The sequence below is a fragment of the Streptomyces anatolicus genome (assembly GCF_019400875.1).
Classification (GTDB): domain Bacteria; phylum Actinomycetota; class Actinomycetes; order Streptomycetales; family Streptomycetaceae; genus Streptomyces; species Streptomyces anatolicus.
The window spans coordinates 1-17,918 of record NZ_WMBF01000021.1; the positions used below are offsets into that span (position 1 = coordinate 1).

A 17,918-nucleotide genomic window follows, 5' to 3' on the forward strand; every position below is an offset into this window, starting at 1 on the left:
CCCGGGTGGGGCGGGGCGCGAGGGAAGCGGGTTCGGTCAGTCCCGCGAGGCGCCCGGACCAGAAGGCGGAGTCCACGGCGAACTGTTCGGACACCCGGTAGGCGCTGTCCTGGTCGACCAGTTCGCGGACGGAGCCGAAGGGATCGGGCTTCGGCTCCGTCCCTGCCACCAGCCCGGAGTACAGGACGGCGACCCGGGACACGATCAGCGACCAGCTGTAGCCGTCCACGATCGTGTGGTGGACGCGGCTGAACCAGGTGTACCGGTCGTCCGCGAGCTTGATCAGCCCGAAGGTGAAGAGCGGGCCGCCGGTGAGGTCCACCGGCGTCCTCACCCGGTCGAGCATCCACGCCTCGGCGGCGGCTGCCGGGTCCGGCCGCCCGCTGACGTCGACGGTGTGCAGCGGCCAGTCCGGGTCCGGCACAACGACCTGGACCGGGCCGTCGTCGCCCGGCAGGAAGCGGATCCGCAGTGTCTCGGCCTCGGCGACAGTCCGGCGCAGCGCGGCCTCGAAGTGCGCGGTGTCGACCTCCCCCGCTATCTCGACGCACTCCGCGATGCTGTACATCGGGTTTTCCGGATTCACCTGCTGGGCCAGCCACATTCCGGACTGAGCGGCCGTCAGCGGCAATTGGAGTCCGTTCTGATCGGCCATTTCCATTCACTCCGATTGAGTAGACAAATCGAGACCCTCTGAAATCGCGCCAGGCAGTACCGGCAGGCGACCGAACCAACAGTACGAACGCATGCCCGCGTCTCCATGGGCTCATGAAAAACTTCGATACGCGGGCCGTGGAGGCGCTGGAAAAACGGAGTGCCCCGACCGGGGGAGTCGGGGCACTCGTTCGCGCGTACCGGCAGGAGCGGGGGTTTCCCCCTACCGGGACGGACGCAGGGAGACGGGCAGACTGCTGTACCCGTGCAGGAAGTTGGAGTGAATGGGCTTGGCAGGCCCGGTCGGTACGACCTCGGACACATGCGTGCGCAGGGCGGTCAGCATGGCGTGAATCTCGGCCCGCCCCAAATAGGCACCGAGGCAGAAGTGCGGCCCGTACCCGAAGGACACATGCTTGTTCGGCGTCCTGCCCAGGTCGAATGTGCCGGGGTCGTCGAAGACCTCCTCGTCGTAATTGGCCGAGGTGGTCCAGAGGGTTACGACTTCACCGGCGCGAATCGTCCTTCCGCCGATCTCCACGTCCTGGAGCGCCCGGCGTCCGAAGTGCATGGCCGGGGACACCCAGCGCAGCACCTCTTCGACCGCGGTGTCCACGGAGACGTCACCGGCGCTCAGCCGCTGCCACTGCTCCGGGTGCTCGATGAGCGCGCGCATCCCGCCGATCATCGAGAGCCTGCTGGTCTCGTCGCCGCCGATGATCACGCTGTAGCAGTTGAAGACGATCTCTTCCTCGGTGAGCGGCTCGCCGTCGACGGTGCTGGTGGCCAGCACACTCACCACGTCGTCCGTCGGGTGCTCGCGGCGGTCCTCCGCCAAGTCCGCGAAGTACAGCAGCAGTTCCTGCCGGGCGACCAGCGCCTCACCGGCCGACTGGCCGGCCTCTTCCGCGCTGAGCGCCTGCTTGGTCAGCGACAGCAGATAGTCCCGGTCGGAGGCGGGGACACCGAGCAGGTCGGCGATGGTGGCCATGGGGACGTGCTCCGCGATGTCCTGCGCGAAGTCGCAGTCGCCCCGTTCGACCCCCTCCCGCACCAGCCGGTCCGCCCTGCGCCGCACCCCGTCGACCACCGGCTCCAGCACCCGCGGCGCGAACGCCTTGAGCAGCAGGTTGCGCAGATCGCGGTGGCGTCGGCCGTCGGTGACGGCCAGCATCTTGCCCGCGGCCGAGTCACCCCCCTCAAGGAGGGTGGCGAGCACATTGCCCCGCTCGGAGGTGAACCGCTTGTTGTCCCGGTAGACGGACATGACGTCGTCGTAGCGGGAAAGCACCCAGAAACCGGGCACCTGCCGGCCCTCCACCGCATGCCAGTGGACGGGGCTTTCCTGTCTGAACTGCCGCCACATCTGCGGCAGTTCGTGGTCCAGGAAGGTCTGCGGATCGCTGAGGTCGAAATCCCCCAGCGTCCGCGTGGCCGCGGTCATGGCTACTCCTCGCGCTGGGTCATGGCCACCAGCACCTTGCGGTCCCCGGTGAACGGACGGCGGCCGTGCGAGGTGAGGATGTTGTCGATCCCGAGCAGATCGCCGGTCCCCCACGTCTCGGCCAGCGTCGTCTCGTCGTAGACGCCGAGGATGGTGGCGAGCTCGTCCGCGGTGATGGGCGTGCCGTCACCGTAGTAGGCGTTGCGCGGCAGGCCGTCTTCGCCGCAGATCTCCAGCAGGCCCTCGCGCACTGCCTCGGGCAGCGCGTTCACGTGGAACAGATGGGCCTGGTTGAACCACACCTTCCGTCCGGTGACGGGGTGCACGGTCACGGCCTGGCGCTTCTGGCGGGTCCGCAGCAGATCGCCGTCCCAATCCGTCTGGATGTTGTGGTCGGCGCAGTAGCTCTCCACGTAACCCTTGTCGTCGGTCTGGAATCCCTCCTGCCAGGACAGGCCCATGCCCGTGCGGTACGTACGGGTGTAGACGACGCCCTTCTCCTCGAACCGCCGCACGAGGTCGGCCGGCAGCCGTTCGAGCACGGCCCCGCTGTCGGCCACCGGAGTCTCGCCGCCGCTCTGCGCGGCGAGCGCGCAGAAGAAGAAGACGTTGTGCGGCCAGTTCTCCGAGTAGGCGCTCTCGTTGTGCTGCGGAATGCTCTGGTCGGCCGGGTACTCCGTGGACGTGTACACCTTGCCGGTGACCCGGCTCCGGGGCGTCGAACGCTCGTTGTACTCCAGCGTCCTGCCGCCTATCTCCTCGGCGAGGACTGCGAGTTCGGCCTGCTCGGCGAGCCCGCAGTCCTTCACCATGACCGCCGCGTGCTCGTACATCGCCGAACGGAGAGCCTCGTTGTTCGCCGTGAACCAGGCGCGGTGGTCACCGCCGTGACGGGGGTGGACGCGCACCAGCCGGGTTCCGTTGCGCTCAAGAACTTCGGCCTCGGCATCGGTAAAGGGTGTCTTCATCATTCCTTCTCCACATCAAGGCTGTAGCCGTTGATACTCGTGTGGTTGACCGGGTCACCGGCCGCGTACTCGTAGCCGTTCAGGAAGGGCCCGTCCACGATGGGCGCGGCGAAGCGGCCGAAGGCGAGGTTGAGCACCCGGGTGTCCAGCACTGAGGCGTACTGCGCGCCCGAGTGTTCGGTGCCCACCTGGTACTGGCCCAGCCACCCGTAGTCGAAGTCACCGGGCACGTTGTCGGGCACGTGCCCGCGGTCCACGGCGCCGTCCGCGCGAAGCGGCTCGCCGAACGGACCGAAGCGGTACGTTTCCCCGACTTGCCGGCCGGTGTCACCCGTGACCAGGAAGATGTCACCGCGGACCGTGGGGTGGCTCCACGTCTCCTTGCCGCTGTACGAGGCGCCCTTCGACCCGAACACCACACCACCCGGCAGCGGCACGATCCGGGACAGCACCCGCTTGTCGGCGTTCAGCACCAGGTCGAGGTCCTCCTCGGTGATCGACGTGTTGCCGTACAGCTGCGTCTGCTCCCCCGCCCCGGTGACGGCCTTGCGGCCGACCTGGTGGTCGACGGTGTCCTCCGTGTACGTGACGTCCGCCGCGTCCGGGCCGCTCGTGCCACCGCCGAGGTAGCGCTCGCCGGAGTCGGACCGCATGGTCACCTTCCGGCCCTGCGACTCGTAACCGGTCAGGTGACCGTTCTCGGCGTAGGTGAAGCCGGTGGACGGGCGCTCTCCCGTGGTCGCGAGCAGCCGGTCGGCGTCGTCGTAGCAGTACCCGGACTCGGTGGTGCCGGCGTCCGTGCGGTCCGTCAGGCGAACCCGGTTGGAGTTCAGCCCCGCGTTGGAACGGGTTCCCGCCGGGCAGTCGGCGGAGGCCGGTGAGGTGAAGTCGTAGCCGTACTGATGTCCCTTCACCCAGGCCTGCACGAGGCGCCCTGCCGCGTCGTAGCGGAAGTCGGGACCGTCCGTCCTGCCTTCCTCACCCGCCACGGACTCGTCCACGACCGTGCCCGACTGGGACCTGGTGACCGTGGCGGCCGTCCGCCGGCCGTCCGCAAGCTGCCAGTTCTTCGCCACGATCCGGCCGGCTTCGTCCCGTCCGACAGTCAGCCGCGTTCCGTTCGAGTACCGCACGCCGGCGATCCCGCCGCCCGCGTCGTAGGCCGCCGTCGCCAGTTTCCGGCTGTCCAGTGTCACCGACAGCACCCGGCCGGCACCGTCGTAGCGCGTCTGCTTGACCTGCGCCGCGTCCCTGCGGTCCGGCGGTGTCACCTTCTCCGTCACCGGCCGGTCCGCCCGGTCGAAGACCGTCTCGGTGCGCGTGCCGTGCGTGTCGGTGAACTCGACTTCCCGGCCCAGCAGATCGGTGCGGGTGGTCAAGGTGTGGCCGGGCTCGGTGGAGCTGCCGCGCAGGGGGTCGCCGCCGACCGCGAGGTCGTAGACGACCGTACGCTCCGGCAGGGCGGGGTTGCCGGGGATGAACATCTTGGCGATGCGGCCGCGGTCGTCGTAGGTGACACAGGTCCAGTCGCCCCCGCCGAAGTTGACGGCGGCAGGCAGCCCGCGTGCGTTGAAGACGAACTTCTCCACGCGCGCCGTGCCGGTGGCCGAGGCCGGCGTGCTGATGGCCTTGGGCAGCCCGCGCTGGGGCGCCGGGTCCTTCGTGGACGTACAGGGGTTGTCGGCCTGTTCATCCTGGCCGTAGAAGCCGTAGGTGCGCTTGGCACCGCTGGGCGACTTCTGCGCGACGGGCCGGAACGCCGCGTCGAATTCATAGCTGGTCGCCAGAGCCAGGCCCTTGGGGTCCACCACGGTGGTGTCCGGGATTCCCAGTTCGTTGACGCGGTTCTCCACGACCCGTTCCGGGACCCCGTCGCTGTCGGCGCGCACCGTGGTCATACCGGTCGGGCCGAACGATGTCGTCTCCGCCGGGACCTTGGCACAGCCCTCCGGTGCCGGGCTCACCGGACGCCGGTCGGGACCGAAGCACTTCTGCGGACCAGGTCCGTACGTACCGGAAGGCTGGCCGGTGGCCTCGTCGTACACCGTCGTCGTCATGCGTCCCGCGGCGTCGGTGCGTGATGCCGGCTGGTCTGCGGCCGTCCATGCGGTGCGCACGGTGCGCCGAGTCGCGTCGGTGTCGGTGAGCAGCCGGCCGGAGGTGTCGTAGGTGGTACGGCGCGCCCAGCCCTGCGCCGTTTCGACACCGGCCACCCGGACGTCGGCGCCGCCCTGGCGGTAGGTGTAGTCGTGCCTGGGGCTCCCGGTGGGAGTGGTGGCGAAACCGGTGGGCTCCGGACCGGTGACGGCCGCCGCGCGCGGGGAGTCCTTCGCGTAGCCGATGCGGTACCGGGCAGCGGCGGTGTCCCGCCGGGACGGATCGACGGCGATCCAGTCCATCACCAAGGGGGTACGCACCGTCGTGAGCCGGTGGTCCGCGCTGAAGCCCAGGTCGGTGGTCTCCGCCCCCGGATTCACGAAGCGCGTCAGCTTACCCGCGCGGTAGTGCAGCTGGGTCCTGCCCGCTCCCGGCACCGAGACGGCACAGACGAACCCGGCCGGGGCCGTGTCGTCCGCGCACTCGGGGCTGCCGGCGTAGAAGAACTTCAGGCCCTGTTCCTCGACGGCGTCGATCTGGGCGGCCGGTCCGTTCGCCGCGGAGCTCGCGGCGCGCTTGCCTCCGCCCTTGTCCGTACGCTTTCCGGCGGCGCGGGGCGCGGCACCCGGGGGCACCGGGGCGCTGCCCGGGCCCTGACCGGCGGCAGCGGCCGGTACCGGCGTCGCCGCTCCCGGGCCGGGGCGCCCGGCGGAGTTGGCCGCGCTCGCGGTGTCCGCGCCTTCGGCGGCGGGCGTCACACTCCAGCCCGGCGGCAGCACCGCGGCGGACGGCAGCAGCCACGAAGCCGGTACGGGAGCGGTGCGCCCGGTGCCGCTCACCCACAGCCCGGCCTCCCCGCCGCCCGCTCGGCGCCGGTACTCGACCTTGAGGTCATGGGCGCGCCCGGGCGTGAGGGACAGCACCTTGCCGTACACCGCACGGCCGCCGGTGGCGTCGGGGCGCTTCCAGTCGTTGAGCACCAGCTTCCCGTCGAGCCAGATCCGCAGCCCGCCGTCGTACGTACCGCCCAGCCGGTAGCGTCCGCGCTCCGGCACCCTGAGCTGACCGGTCCAGCGGGCCCGGAAGGGAGCGTCCGTCGCGGCCTGCGGGTACGGAGCCTGTCCGCCCCAGCGGAAGTCGATCCGGGCGTCGGTCCGGACCGCGGCCGGCTGCTCCCCGGCTGCGATTCCGGTCTGCGAGTCGCCCTTGAAGTACGAGCCGGTCAGGCCGGTACCTGCGACGGCGTGCGAGTTGTAGCTGAACGTCGCGCCCAGCGGACCCGAACCCGTGGATACCTGAGGGGTGTTGACGGAGGCCGTCACGTTGCCCGTGGCCAGGTTCACCGTCACCGGGCCGAGCGTGTCGGTGGGCACGGGGCCACCCGCTGCCTGGGCGCCCAGCCGCTGGTTGACGGTGAAGGACCGCGCCGGCGCGTCCGCACCGGTTCCGCCGGTGAGATGACGCACCCGCACGGTCCACCGGTACTGCCCGGCGTCCTTCAGCAGGCCCGCGGGCACCTTCCAGCGGGGCTTCGATATCCAGCCGGAGGAGGTCACTTGGCCGGTACGGGGGCTCTTGCCCGTCCCGATCACGAACTCGTACGCCTGGGCGCCCTTCGTCCCCGCGACGGCCAGCTCGGGGCGCGTATCCGTCAGGACGGCGCCGTCGCGCGGCCCGGACAGCGGGCCGGCGGCCGGGCCGCGTCCGGCTGTCTGCCGCGCCGCGCCGAACGCGCCGTCCGGCCAGGCCGGCTGGACCGCGTACCCGTGCGCGGCCGGCAGCAGCGCCACATCCTGCGCGTCGCCCTCCCGCGCCGATACCGGGGTCTCGGCGCCGAGCAGCGTGACCGCGAGGGTCACTGCTGCCGCGCTCGCCACCACCGCTCTGAGTCTTCTGATGTGAGCCATGCCCACCCACCACTCCAAATCGGATACGCACCGCGTTCGGCGCTCGAGAGGTATCTGTGGAGATACTGCCAACGGCGGTATCCGGCCCGAAGTCCGCAGTGAATCTTTGAATACGCGATCCGGTGGCTACCCGGTGCCACCTGCGGCTACGGTTCTGACCGTGACCACCCGCATACTTCTCGCAGACGACCAGGAATCAGTCCGAGTCGGTTTCCGGCTGATCCTCGACTCCCAGCCGGACATGGAGGTCGTCGGCGAAGCCGTTGACGGCTTGCAGGCCGTCGACTTGGCCGGAAAACTCCGCCCGGACGTCGTACTCGCCGATATCCGTATGCCCCGGATGGACGGTCTGGAAGTCACGCGCCTGCTTGCCGGGCCCACCGCCGAGGACCCGGTGCGGGTCGTCGTCGTGACGACCTTCGATCTGGACGAGTACGTCCATACCGCGCTGCGCAACGGAGCCTGCGGATTCCTGCTGAAGCGATCGGGCCCCGCACTGCTCGTGGAGGCGGTCCGTGCCGCGATGGCGGGCGACACAATGATCAGTCCCTCGGTGACGGTCCGTCTGCTGAAGCACCTTCAGAGCCCGGGCAGGAGTCCGGGCAAGCAGCCGGTCGAAGCGCTGACCGAGCGTGAGACCGAGATCGCGCGTCTCGTCGCCAAGGGCCTTACGAACGCGGAGATCGGGACAGAGCTGTTCATCTCCGCCGGCACCGCCAAGACCCACATCGCCAACATCCAGCGCAAGCTCGATGTGCGCAACCGGGTCGGCATCGCCGCCTGGGTGTGGGACAACGGCCAGGCGGAGTGAGCTGGGACGCGACACGACTCCGGGCCGGTGTATTCCGGCCCGGAGCACATCCGTCAGACCGCGCAGACGCCCTTCATGCTGTCGATGAGAGCCAGCACCGCGCGTGCGGAGGGAAGGATCATGCGACCTTCCCGAGTGAGCTGCGCCCCCGTGGAGTTCCGGGTGAAGAGCTTGGTACCCAGCATCTGCTCCAGGCACTTGATCTGGTAGCTGACCGCGGGCTGCGAATAACCCAGAGCCTTGGCGGCCTGGTCCATGCGGCCAATCTCCGCAATGGATACGAAAGCGCGGAACTCCCGTTCGTGCATTTTCCCCCCTCATCTCCGGTACAGCAGAACTGCCACACCGGATCCCGGCACCGAAGCACCGGCGGCTGACGAATTCGACTCCATATCAACTCACTTGGAGCGCAAGGGCAATGGAGAATGCAGGAAGCTGCAAAGTGAGCCTCCCTCACGAGTCGGGACATGCCGAAGGACCCCCAGTCGCTCTCGCTCCTGGGGGCTCCATTCAGATGGAGAAGATTCTTTGTTCAATTACCCATGGCCGACCGAATTCAGCACGTTGAGCCGGGCACCCCGGCGGGCGGGGGCCAGCGAGGCGATGACACCGACGACCGCGGCGCCGACCAGATAGGCGAGCATCTGCGTCCAGGGCAGCGACAGCTGGCTGACACCCTGGTCCTCCATCGCGTGGGCCACCGCGAGGCCGAGCGCCCCGCCGACCGCGATGCCGAGCACCGCCCCGAAGAGCGAGATCACCACCGACTCGGTCATGATCATGCGTATGGTCTGCCCCCGGCTGAGGCCGATGGCCCGCAGGGCCCCCATTTCCTTGGTCCGTTCGAGGATGGAAAGGGCCAGCGTGTTGATGATGCCGAGGACCGCGATGAGCATCGCGACACCCAGCAGGGCCTGCACCACCATGAGCATCATGGCGAAGCCACTGTTGAACTTCTCGATCAGCTCGGACTTCGTCTCCAGGGAGACCTCCGGGCTGCCCTTGAGCAGCTTCTCGATCTTCGGCTGCATCGAGGCCGCCTCGACCCCGTCGTCGAGCCGGAAGAACGCCTGTGAGGGCAGCTTGTTGCGGAAGCCGGCCTGTGCGTCGGCCCACGGCACGACGAGGCTGTTCGCGACGGTCGAGTTCTTGAAGATGCCGGCGACCTTGTAGGTCCGCGGCTCCCCGCGCTGGAGCTGCACGGTGAGCTTGTCGCCCACCTTCAGGTCCCGGGACTTCGCGGTGCTCGCGTTCATGACCACGGTCCCGGCGGCCAGCGAGTCGATGGAGCCCTTGTCCGTCTTCAGTCCGAGGACGTCACGCGCCTTCGTCCAGTCCTGCCAGGCGGCCACGCCCTGCGCTTCCTTGTCCACGGTCGCCGTGTCGTTCATCACGGCGGCGACATTCTGCACGCCGTCGAGCCGGTCGGCCTTGGTCAGGGCGGCCGGGTCGATGGTCGCCGAAGCGGCCGAGCCGCCCTCGCCCAGCGCCATCAGGTCGGCCTCCAGGTCCCGGGAGATCTCGCCGGTGACGCTGTCCTCGGAGGAGGACGCCACCGTACTGATCGCGGTGACCAGCGCGACACCGATCATCATCGCCGAGGCGGTCACGGCCGTACGCCGCGGGTTGCGGGCCGAGTTGCGGCGCCCCAGCTGGCCGGGGAGGGACCGGGCGAAGAGCGCGCCGAGTGCCCAGACGGTGGGGCGGCTGACCAGTGGTGTGAGCAGCGCGATGCCGACGAAGGTGAACAGCACTCCCGTCAGGATCAGTCCGATGCCGCTGGACCCGAAGAGGCCGAGCGCCAGCAGGACCAGGCCGAGACCGAGGAGGATCCCGCCGGTCCAGGTCTGCTTGGTGCCCTTGCTCTCCTCCGTGGCCGACGCCCTGATGACCGCGATGGGGGCGACCTTGGAGGCGCGCATCGCGGGGAAGAGGGCGGCCATCATCGTCACCAGGATGCCGACGGCGAACGCGGTGATCACGGCGCTCGCCGGCACACCGAGCGACGCCACCTCAAGACCGTCGGTGGCACCGGCCAGCATGTCGGCGCCCACGGCTCCGATCCCGACACCGGCCGCGAGACCCAGGGCCGAGGCGACAAGCCCCACCATGAAGGACTCCAGCAGCACGGAGTTGATGATCTGGCGGCGGCTTGCTCCCAGCGCCCGCAGGAGGGCGAGCTCCCGCATCCGCTGGGCGATGATGATCGAGAAGGTGTTGACGATCAGGAAGATGCCGACCAGCACGGCCACCGCGGCGAAGCCCAGGAGCAGTTGGTTCATCAGGTCGAGGACGCCACGTCCCTTGTCCGACGCCTTCTTCGACAGTTCCTTGCCCGTCGCGATCTCGAAGGTGCTGCCGAGTTCCTTGGCCAAGGACGCCTCGACGGCGGCGACAGACGTTTCGGGGGACGTGGTGATCTTGATCCCGGAGAACCCTCCGCCCTTGCCCAGCATCAGCCGCTGGGCGACCGGCTCGGTGAAGGCGACCGTCTGCTCCCCGCCGATGGAGTCGCGGCCCGCGGAGTAGCCGAAGATCCCGGCGACGGTGAAGGACTTCTTCGGCTCGGTCGTCAGCACGCTGATCCGGTCACCGACCTTGAAGCCGGCCTTCTCGGCCAGCCCCGCGTTGATGGCCACTTCGTCCGCCGAGCGCGGCTCGCCGCCCGAGCGCATCTTGATCAGCTTGCTCTCGCCGCGCCAGCTCTCGCCGTACCGGGGGCCGCCCGTGCTCGGCACCAGCTTGCCGTCCTTGCCGAGGACGCGCGCGCCCTCGGCCTGGACGACTCCACGGGCGTCCGTCACACCTTGGACCTCGGCGACCCGCTTGACGGTCGCCGGGTCGGTCGACGGCACCACGGCGGTTTCGCCGACCTCGGCCTTCACCTTGGGCTTCAGGGAGACCTGAAGGTCCGTGTCGTCATAGGCACCGGCGAACTGCGCGTCGATCGACCGGCCCAGGGTGTCGCGGATGACCATGGAGCCGGACACGAACATCACGGCGAGCACCACGGCTATTCCCGAAAGGAGCAGCCGGAGCTTGCGTGAGAGAAGACTCTTCAATGTGGCTTTCAGCATTACGCCACCCGCTCGCGTACATCGATCTTCCGCATCATGTCGAGCACGCTGTCCGCCGTCGGTTCCCTGAGTTCACTGACGATCCGGCCGTCCGCGAGGAAGATGACCCGGTCCGCGTACGACGCCGCGCTCGGGTCGTGCGTGACCATGACGACGGTCTGGCCCAGGGTACGGACCGAATGCTGCAGGAACTTGAGGACTTCGCTGCCGGACCTGGAGTCCAGGTTCCCGGTGGGCTCGTCCGCGAAGATCACCTCGGGCTGTGGCGCGAGGGCCCGGGCACAGGCCACACGCTGCTGCTGCCCACCGGAGAGCTCACTCGGCCGGTGGTGCAGCCGCCCGGCCAGGCCCACGGTGTCGACGACGCGGTCGAACCAGTCCTTCGAGGGCTTGCGCCCGGCGATGGCCAGCGGCAGGAGTATGTTCTCCTCCGCCGTCAGGGTCGGCAGCAGGTTGAACTGCTGGAAGATGAAGCCGATCTGGTCCCTGCGCAAATTGGTGAGGTCCTTGTCGGACATTCCATTCACCTGCTGGTCACCGACGAAAACATCACCGGAAGTGACGGTGTCCAGTCCGGCGAGACAGTGCATGAGAGTCGACTTACCGGAACCCGACGGGCCCATGATGGCGGTGAATTCACCGGCGGCGAGTTCCACGTCCACGCCGCGCAGGGCCGCCACTTGCGCTTCTCCCTCGCCGTAGAGTTTCTCTGCACCAACGGCTCGGGCTGCAATTCTCGGCCCTATCTCTGATATCGCGGTCACGCGGCTCACTCTCCCCCACGGGCTGTTACTCGGACTGTCCGGGACGGGAGCACTGTGCACCGTGCCCCACTGTTGGCTGGAGCCTAGAAGTGCGCCGTCGGGCCCACATCTGCCGAACGGCAGAGATCCGGGAAGCCCGCGTATGCCCACCTGTCGCCCACGGATCGAACTCTTGAAAGCAGGCCGGTGCCGAGGGGTGTGACGCGCATATCGTCACGCTGGACGGGCACGTACCGGCGCGGATCGCACGGAGGACGACATGGCGGATACTCGGACACTCTCCAAGTACTGGATGATCACTAACGACTTCACTCAGAACCCGTATCCCGTGCTGGAGTACGTGCGCCGGGAGAGCCCCGTGCGGGAACTGGCCATGCCCGGAGGCGGCAGGGCGTGGGTGGTGACCCGCTACGAGGACGCCAAGGCCGCCCTCGCCGACCCCCGGCTGAGCCGTGACATCCATGTGCAGTACGAGCTGATGTCGAAGCTCGCCGGGCGCCCCATGACGCCTCCGCCCGAGGAGGCGAACCACCTCGCCAACCTGGAACCGCCGCGTCACACCCCGCTGCGCAAGGCCATCAGCTTCGCCTTCACCCCGCGCCGGGCGGAGGCGCTGCGCCCGCGCGTGGAGGAGATCGCCGACGAGCTGCTTGACCGGCTGGCCGGTGAGCCGGTCCCGGACCTCATCGCCGGTTACGCCGATCCGCTCCCCGTCATCACGATCGCCGAGCTGATGGGCGTACCGGCGAAGGCCTGGCCCGACTTCCTGCGCTGGTCGACCGCCCTGCGGTCCCACTCGCCGACGGACGGCGAAGGAGTGCTCGACCGCAGCATCAAGGAACTCTCCCGCTATATGTCCGAGCTGATCGCCGCGAAGCAGAGCGAGCCCGGCGAGGATCTGCTGTCCGCTCTCATCCATGCCGCGCCTGAGCGGCGGCTGACCAGCACGGAGATCCTCTCCACCGGCTTCGCCCTGATGACGGGCGGCAACGACACCACGGCCAGCCTGGTCGGTGGGGTGATCGCCGCGCTGCTCACCCACCCCGCCGAGCGGACCGAGCTGCTGGCGGAGCCCGGCCGCTGGGGCAAGTCGATGGACGAGCTGATCCGCTATGTGAGCCCGATCAGCAACGCCTTGCAGCGGGTCACCACCGAACCGGTGGAACTGGGCGGGGTGACCATTCCGGCCGGCGAGATAGTCGTCATCAGCGTCATGTCGACCAACCGCGACACGGACCAGTTCCCGGACCACCCCGACCGGCTGGACCTGAGCCGGCACAAGCCGGCCCATCTCAGCTTCGGGTTCGGGATCCACTACTGCTCGGGCGCGCACCTGGCGAAGGTCATCACCGAGATCGGCGCGCGACGGCTGTTCGAACGCTTCCCCGGGGTCACTCTCGCCGTCGACCCGTCGGAGCTGCGCTACCAGGCGAACCCCGTCGTTCGGCCGCTGCAAGCACTGCCCGTGCGGTGGTGACGCCGGTAGCGGCCGTCTAGCTCCTGTCCGCCGGAGCGGCCCTAGTCGACTCTGCGCATGGCCGTGTACAGAACCCGGAGCATGAGGATCGCGCTGATCACCAGGACGTGGTAGCCGATGACCGGGTACAGCTCCAGCTGATCCGTGACGCGGGGCCCCTTGCCGACCCCGAAGACCACCAGCATGACCCCCATCAGCCCCGTGCAGGCGGCGAGCAGGGTGACGAGCACCTGGTGGATGAGACCGGCGACGAAGCGCTGTTCCCGCTCGTCTGCCAGGACCCGGACCCGTACCGCGAGCCGTCCCTCCTCCAGCGAAGCGCTGATGCGCTCGGCGCGGCGCGGCAGCCGGCGGAGCATCGGCAGCAGCGTCATCATCTCCTGCGCCGCCGAGTGCGCCAGGGACGGCATGTCGAAACCGGTGGAACTCTCCCCGCCGCCGGCCCTCGGTCGCCGGGAGCGGAACTTCAGCCGGTCGGTGATCATGCCGGCGGCGACGGCCCTCGCCTCGTCGAGGACGTTGAAGTCGGGGGCCAGCTGGCCCAGGGTCCCCTCGATGGTCGCCATCGCCCGGAAGACCGCGGCGACCTCCGGCGGCACCGCGAGCCCGAAGTGCGTGAGCAGCCTGAAGAGCGCGGTGAACATCTCGGTGTCCGGCTGTCCGCCGACTCCCAGGTGCTGGGCCATGAACCTCCCCAGCGCACGCTCCAGGAGCAGCGGGTCGGGCATGAGTTCGTCCCGTACCGTCGCGCGGGTGCCGAGCAGTGCGAGCAGCGCGTCGTGCATCGCCGCGGGGTCGCCCCGGTCGACGGCGAGGAGCAGCTCCTGGATGGCCAGGCGCGCTGCCGAGTCGATCCGCCCCACCGATCCGAAGTCGAGCAGTCCGATGCGTCCGTCGTCCAGGAGCAGCATGTTCCCCGGGTGCGGGTCGGCGTGGAACACCCCGACCCGCAGAACCTGGTCGAGCAGGGCCGCGAAGGCGGTACGGGCGAGTTCCTGACGGTTCAGTCCCCGCTTGTCGGCGACGGCTCCCGCCCGGTCGAGCGTGACCCCCTCCATCCACTCCTGCACGAGCACGCGGGAGGAGGTGAATGCCTGGTGGACCCGGGGTATCCGCACCGCGGCCCCGGGTTCGTGCCCTCCGCAGGCTGCCGCCACCGCGGCGGAGTTGCGGGCCTCGATACGGAAGTCCAGCTCTTCCCGCACGGAGTCGGAGAACCCCTCCCCCAGGTCCCTGAGCCCGAGGGCCTGCACGGACCGGGCCCGTTCCTGCAGGCCGCGGGTGATGGCGAGGACGATGTCGAGATCGCGTTCGACCGACTGGCGGATCCCGGGACGCTGCACCTTCACCACGACGGTGGGCCCGCCGCGCAGTCTGGCGCGGTGCACCTGGGCGATGGAGGCGGCGGCGAGCGGCACATGCTCGATCCACTCGAAGACTTCCTCGACCGGCTTGCCCAGCTCGTTGTGGAGCACGGCTTCGACCTCCGGCCAGGGGGCGGCCGGCACATCGTTCTGCAGCTGGCTCAGCTCGTCGATGAAGTGCGCGGGCAGCAGGTCATGCCGGGTCGACATCACCTGCCCCAGCTTGATGAGCGCGCCGCCGCACTCTTCCAGCGCGAGCCGCAGCGCCTTGGCGGACTGCAGCCCTGTCGCGTTCGCCGCGAGGGCACGGTCCAGGCTGGTCCGGCCGCGCAGATAGCGGCCAAGCCCATGGCGCATGAAGATGCGGCTGATCTGCGCGTAGCGGCGGGTCCGGTGGAACCGTTGCCCGAGGCCCCGTACGACCTGCCAGGGCCGCGCCCAGCTGCCGTACGGCACAAAGACCTCGACCACCACGAGCGTGGCCATCGCGCCGAGCAGCGACAGGGCGATCTGGACCGTGGAGAGCGCTTCGAGGCTCTCCACGTCCACGACGACCTGGTCGAAAACGATCAGTATGCCCAGCCCGACCAGTCCGGCGGCAGCGGCCCGCAGGGGGCCGACACGGATGCCGAGCAGACGCCGGGAGGCGGTGGAGACGGCGAAGACGAGGAGGCCCAGGGAACCCGCCGCGGCCAGGACCACAAAGATCACGAAGGGCACGTTGTCCGTCACGTCGGCGGCCGATACGTACATGGACCGGTTCCTCACATACATGGAGCGCTTCCTCCGAAGTCGAGGCACTTCCTACGGGGCAAGGCTCTCGCGGTGTGTGGTCGCAGGCCCCGAGTCCCGCTCCTCGGCCGAAAGGACCGGTCCGGCTAGGCGGTTCGTACTGCCACGTACCGGCAGAGCGCGTCAAGGGCCTGGAACGCCGGCTGGTACTCCAGTTCGCTGAGCGCGTCCCTGGCCCGGTCCAGGCTCGCGTGCATCATCGCCTTGGCCTCGTGGAGGGCGGGCGAGGTCCCGAAGAGCTCCAGAGCCCGTTGGTGTGCAGCCGTGTCGGCGGAGGGTCCGGCGAGAAGGAGTTCGCGCAGCTCGGCGCCGCCGGGGCTGTCGTCGGCGCGGGCGAGGAGTATCGGCAGGCTCGCCACCCCGGCCAGCAGGTCCTTTCCCTGCTCCTTGCCCGTTTGGCCGCAGGGTGCGACGAGGTCGAGCAGGTCGTCGGCTATCTGGAAGCCGGTGCCCAGCTCGTGTCCGTACTGCTCCAGGGCGCGGATCGCGGCCATGTCGGCGCCCGACTGGTACGCGCCGATGGAGAGGGACATGGTGAACAGCGCGGCCGTCTTGCCCGCGAGGACCTGGAAGTAGTGCTCGATGGGGTCCTCGTCGGGGCCCGGGCCGACGAGTTCCCTCAGCTGTCCGGTGACGAGGTGCCCGGCGGCCTGCGCGTTGAGCCGCACCGGTTCCGGGCCGAGGGTGGCGGAGAGCTGGGCGGCGCGGGCGAGCAGCCAGTCCCCGCCGAAGACCGAAGACCGGTCTCCCCAGCGGACGTTGACGCTGGGGACGCCGTGCCGGGTGGTGGCGGCGTCCATCACATCGTCGTGGTAGAGCGAGGAGATGTGGACCAGCTCGGTGACGACGGCGGCCTCGATCACCCCGGCCCGCCACGGCTCGCCGAACTCCGCGCCGAGCAGCACCAGCAGCGGTCGCAGACGCTTGCCGCCGGCCGCCGCCAGGTATCCGGTGAGTGCGGCGACCCTCGGGTCGGCGGCGTCGGTCGCGTTGTCCTGCAGAGCCTTCTCCGCCGCTTCGAGCCCGGCGTACAGCCGTGCCGTCAACTCGGCGTCCTCTATACCGAGTTGGCCGACCAGCATGCCGCTGTCCGGCGCACGTAAGGCGAATTCGCGTCGGAGCGGTCGCATCAGGGCTGTCCTCCAAGGGCACTTCGTGTTCATGAGCATTTCGCTGGCAGGAAAACGCACATGCTGCGAAGACCCCCCGGTCAGCGGGAATCATAGAGCCCATCATCGGATATTCCAGACCCGCCTGTCATCTTCCTGCCACATGGAGTGGCGCTCAACAACCTGCTCAGCGGCGCTTGTTACGCTCCGGGACGATCTCAACGAGGGGAATAAGAGTGCGCAAGAAGATTTCCGTTGTCGCCGTCGTTGTCGCCGGGCTGCTGTCGTTGGCGGCGGCTCCCGTGGCCGCGGCCGACAGCGGTGGCACCGGCGGCACCGGACGTACGGGTACCGCCTGCGGGAGCGTCAAGTTGTCGGGCGCTCTGCCGGCACCGCCCCCGGGGATGACGGCTCAGCAGAAGGTCACCATCGGCCCCGACTGTGAGCCGCGGCAGGGCAAGGTGGAGTTCGTGCCCGCCAAGGCCGGCCGGGCATCGACGGCGGCCGCCGCCGACAGCCGCCAATTGCGCTCCTGGTCGGAGATGTTCGACTGCTGCAACATCCGGATGACCGGGCTCTACACCGCGTCCACCTGGAACACCGAAGCCGACCGCATCACGGACGCGAGCACCACGGTGACGCACGGCTGGAACCGGGAGCCGTGGAACGCCGGCTGGTCCTTGAAGTCGTCGGACTCGACGGAGGACTGCACACGGGACTGTGCCGTCTCCAAGGTCCGGGCGCATGCCGAGTTCGGTTACCAGGGCATTTTCGACCCCACGGGCGGCTGGTACGCGAACACCCACGACTCCGCGATCGAGCTGCGCTCAGACGGCACCGCCCAGTGCACCTTCGACGTCGACCTGCGGCACACCTTCGTCGGCTGGAACTGGGTACGCGGCTGCTCCTGACCCGGCCGGGAGGCAGCTGAACCGGGGGCTCCGGGTGCCCGCCGGGCAATCAGTCGGCCCGCCCCGGATTCCCTGTTCCGCACATTCGAATATTCGATGCCCACTCCTTCTGTGCCGATCCGCACCCTTACGTTTTGGGAGCGCACAGCCCCTCATCGCAAGGGTGCGGGGTCCTCTACGTGTATCAACGAAGGAGAGCGCATGAAGAAGCTCACAATGGCACTGGGCACCACCCTGAGCGGTATCGGTCTCGTCGCGGGCCTGCAGACGACGGCCCAGGCCGCCGCTCCGGCCGCCGCGACGACCGTGCCGAGCTGTGTTTCGTATGAGCAGCGCTTCGTTCCCTTTAGCCCCTACACCCACTACGACGTCACCAACGGCTGTTCCACCACTGTCTCGGTACGAATGCAGTTCTCGAACGGCGGCTACGACACCTGCAACACCATTCCCGCCGGCGGCAAGATAGAACTCAAGTACTGGGCGTTCGCTTTCCCGGGCCTCAAGGGAATTGCCTCCTGCTGAGGAAAACGCAGCTGAGCTGAG

Annotated in this window: 13 protein-coding genes; 4 read left to right on the top strand and 9 right to left on the bottom strand. The window is 69.0% G+C overall.

The genetic code is table 11. From position 1 onward, the window contains the following. The 4 genes from GKQ77_RS04335 to GKQ77_RS04350 all read right to left on the bottom strand — a co-directional run. Nucleotides 1–655 (bottom strand): condensation domain-containing protein (locus tag GKQ77_RS04335; protein ID WP_258020824.1); only part of this gene is annotated, 655 nt, incomplete at its 3' end. Nucleotides 656–877: 222 nt separating this feature from the next. Next, complete coding sequence (locus GKQ77_RS04340) at nucleotides 878–2,098, bottom strand: cytochrome P450 (RefSeq protein ID WP_219687363.1); 1,221 nt, start codon at nucleotides 2,096–2,098, stop codon at nucleotides 878–880. A gap of 2 nt (nucleotides 2,099–2,100) precedes the next feature. Further along, entirely contained in the window at nucleotides 2,101–3,066 is a 966-nt protein-coding gene (locus tag GKQ77_RS04345) for a TauD/TfdA family dioxygenase (RefSeq protein WP_258020825.1), read from the bottom strand. Further along, a complete protein-coding gene (locus GKQ77_RS04350; protein ID WP_219687365.1) occupies nucleotides 3,066–7,070 on the bottom strand; it encodes a PA14 domain-containing protein in 4,005 nt (1,334 codons plus the stop codon). Before GKQ77_RS04350 ends, GKQ77_RS04345 begins: the two co-directional genes overlap by 1 nt. A 160-nt stretch (nucleotides 7,071–7,230) precedes the next feature. Between GKQ77_RS04350 and GKQ77_RS04355 the strand changes: the two genes are divergently transcribed. After that, nucleotides 7,231–7,881, top strand: a complete 651-nt coding sequence (locus GKQ77_RS04355; protein ID WP_308117540.1) for a response regulator — start codon at nucleotides 7,231–7,233, stop codon at nucleotides 7,879–7,881. A 53-nt stretch (nucleotides 7,882–7,934) separates the two neighbouring features. On the opposite strand, the gene GKQ77_RS04360 is transcribed toward GKQ77_RS04355, so the two are convergent. From GKQ77_RS04360 to GKQ77_RS04370, 3 genes are all read right to left on the bottom strand, one after another. Next, nucleotides 7,935–8,189, bottom strand: a complete 255-nt coding sequence (locus tag GKQ77_RS04360; protein WP_219687367.1) for a LysR family transcriptional regulator — start codon at nucleotides 8,187–8,189, stop codon at nucleotides 7,935–7,937. Nucleotides 8,190–8,417: 228 nt separating this feature from the next. Beyond that, entirely contained in the window at nucleotides 8,418–10,958 is a 2,541-nt protein-coding gene (locus GKQ77_RS04365) for an ABC transporter permease (protein ID WP_219687368.1), read from the bottom strand. Continuing rightward, nucleotides 10,958–11,731, bottom strand: coding sequence for an ABC transporter ATP-binding protein (locus GKQ77_RS04370; protein ID WP_219687369.1), 774 nt, complete (start codon nucleotides 11,729–11,731; stop codon nucleotides 10,958–10,960). The genes GKQ77_RS04365 and GKQ77_RS04370 overlap by 1 nt, the downstream gene beginning before the upstream one ends. Before the next feature lie 250 nt (nucleotides 11,732–11,981). On the opposite strand from GKQ77_RS04370, the gene GKQ77_RS04375 reads away from it, so the two are divergent. Beyond that, nucleotides 11,982–13,199 carry a cytochrome P450 family protein gene (locus GKQ77_RS04375; protein WP_219687370.1) on the top strand — a complete coding sequence of 406 codons (1,218 nt, stop codon included), beginning with the start codon at nucleotides 11,982–11,984 and terminating at the stop codon, nucleotides 13,197–13,199. 41 nt (nucleotides 13,200–13,240) lie between these two features. Here the strand turns inward: GKQ77_RS04375 and GKQ77_RS04380 are convergent, their stop codons facing one another. Then, nucleotides 13,241–15,316, bottom strand: coding sequence for an ABC1 kinase family protein (locus GKQ77_RS04380; RefSeq protein ID WP_219687371.1), 2,076 nt, complete (start codon nucleotides 15,314–15,316; stop codon nucleotides 13,241–13,243). 125 nt (nucleotides 15,317–15,441) lie between these two features. After that, nucleotides 15,442–16,437 (bottom strand): polyprenyl synthetase family protein, encoded by a 996-nt coding sequence (locus tag GKQ77_RS04385; protein WP_258020827.1) that lies wholly within the window; start codon nucleotides 16,435–16,437, stop codon nucleotides 15,442–15,444. A gap of 263 nt (nucleotides 16,438–16,700) precedes the next feature. Here GKQ77_RS04385 and GKQ77_RS04390 point away from each other — a divergent pair, with 263 nt between their 5' ends. Continuing rightward, nucleotides 16,701–17,375: a hypothetical protein gene (locus GKQ77_RS04390; protein ID WP_219687373.1), complete on the top strand. Its 675-nt coding sequence runs from the start codon at nucleotides 16,701–16,703 to the stop codon at nucleotides 17,373–17,375. Nucleotides 17,376–17,576: 201 nt separating this feature from the next. Further along, on the top strand, nucleotides 17,577–17,897 hold the full coding sequence (locus tag GKQ77_RS04395) for an alpha-amylase inhibitor (protein WP_219687374.1): 321 nt from the start codon (nucleotides 17,577–17,579) through the stop codon (nucleotides 17,895–17,897). Nucleotides 17,898–17,918: the final 21 nt, after the last annotated feature.

Bases quoted from the DNA above. Each gene is read 5' to 3' on its own strand.
- GKQ77_RS04340 (WP_219687363.1), bottom strand. From the start codon at position 2,098: ATGACCGCGGCCACGCGGACGCTGGGGGATTTCGACCTCAGCGATCCG.
- GKQ77_RS04345 (WP_258020825.1), bottom strand. From the start codon at position 3,066: ATGAAGACACCCTTTACCGATGCCGAGGCCGAAGTTCTTGAGCGCAAC.
- GKQ77_RS04350 (WP_219687365.1), bottom strand. From the start codon at position 7,070: ATGGCTCACATCAGAAGACTCAGAGCGGTGGTGGCGAGCGCGGCAGCA.
- GKQ77_RS04360 (WP_219687367.1), bottom strand. From the start codon at position 8,189: ATGCACGAACGGGAGTTCCGCGCTTTCGTATCCATTGCGGAGATTGGC.
- GKQ77_RS04365 (WP_219687368.1), bottom strand. From the start codon at position 10,958: ATGCTGAAAGCCACATTGAAGAGTCTTCTCTCACGCAAGCTCCGGCTG.
- GKQ77_RS04375 (WP_219687370.1), top strand. From the start codon at position 11,982: ATGGCGGATACTCGGACACTCTCCAAGTACTGGATGATCACTAACGAC.
- GKQ77_RS04380 (WP_219687371.1), bottom strand. From the start codon at position 15,316: ATGTACGTATCGGCCGCCGACGTGACGGACAACGTGCCCTTCGTGATC.
- GKQ77_RS04385 (WP_258020827.1), bottom strand. From the start codon at position 16,437: ATGCTGGTCGGCCAACTCGGTATAGAGGACGCCGAGTTGACGGCACGG.
- GKQ77_RS04395 (WP_219687374.1), top strand. From the start codon at position 17,577: ATGAAGAAGCTCACAATGGCACTGGGCACCACCCTGAGCGGTATCGGT.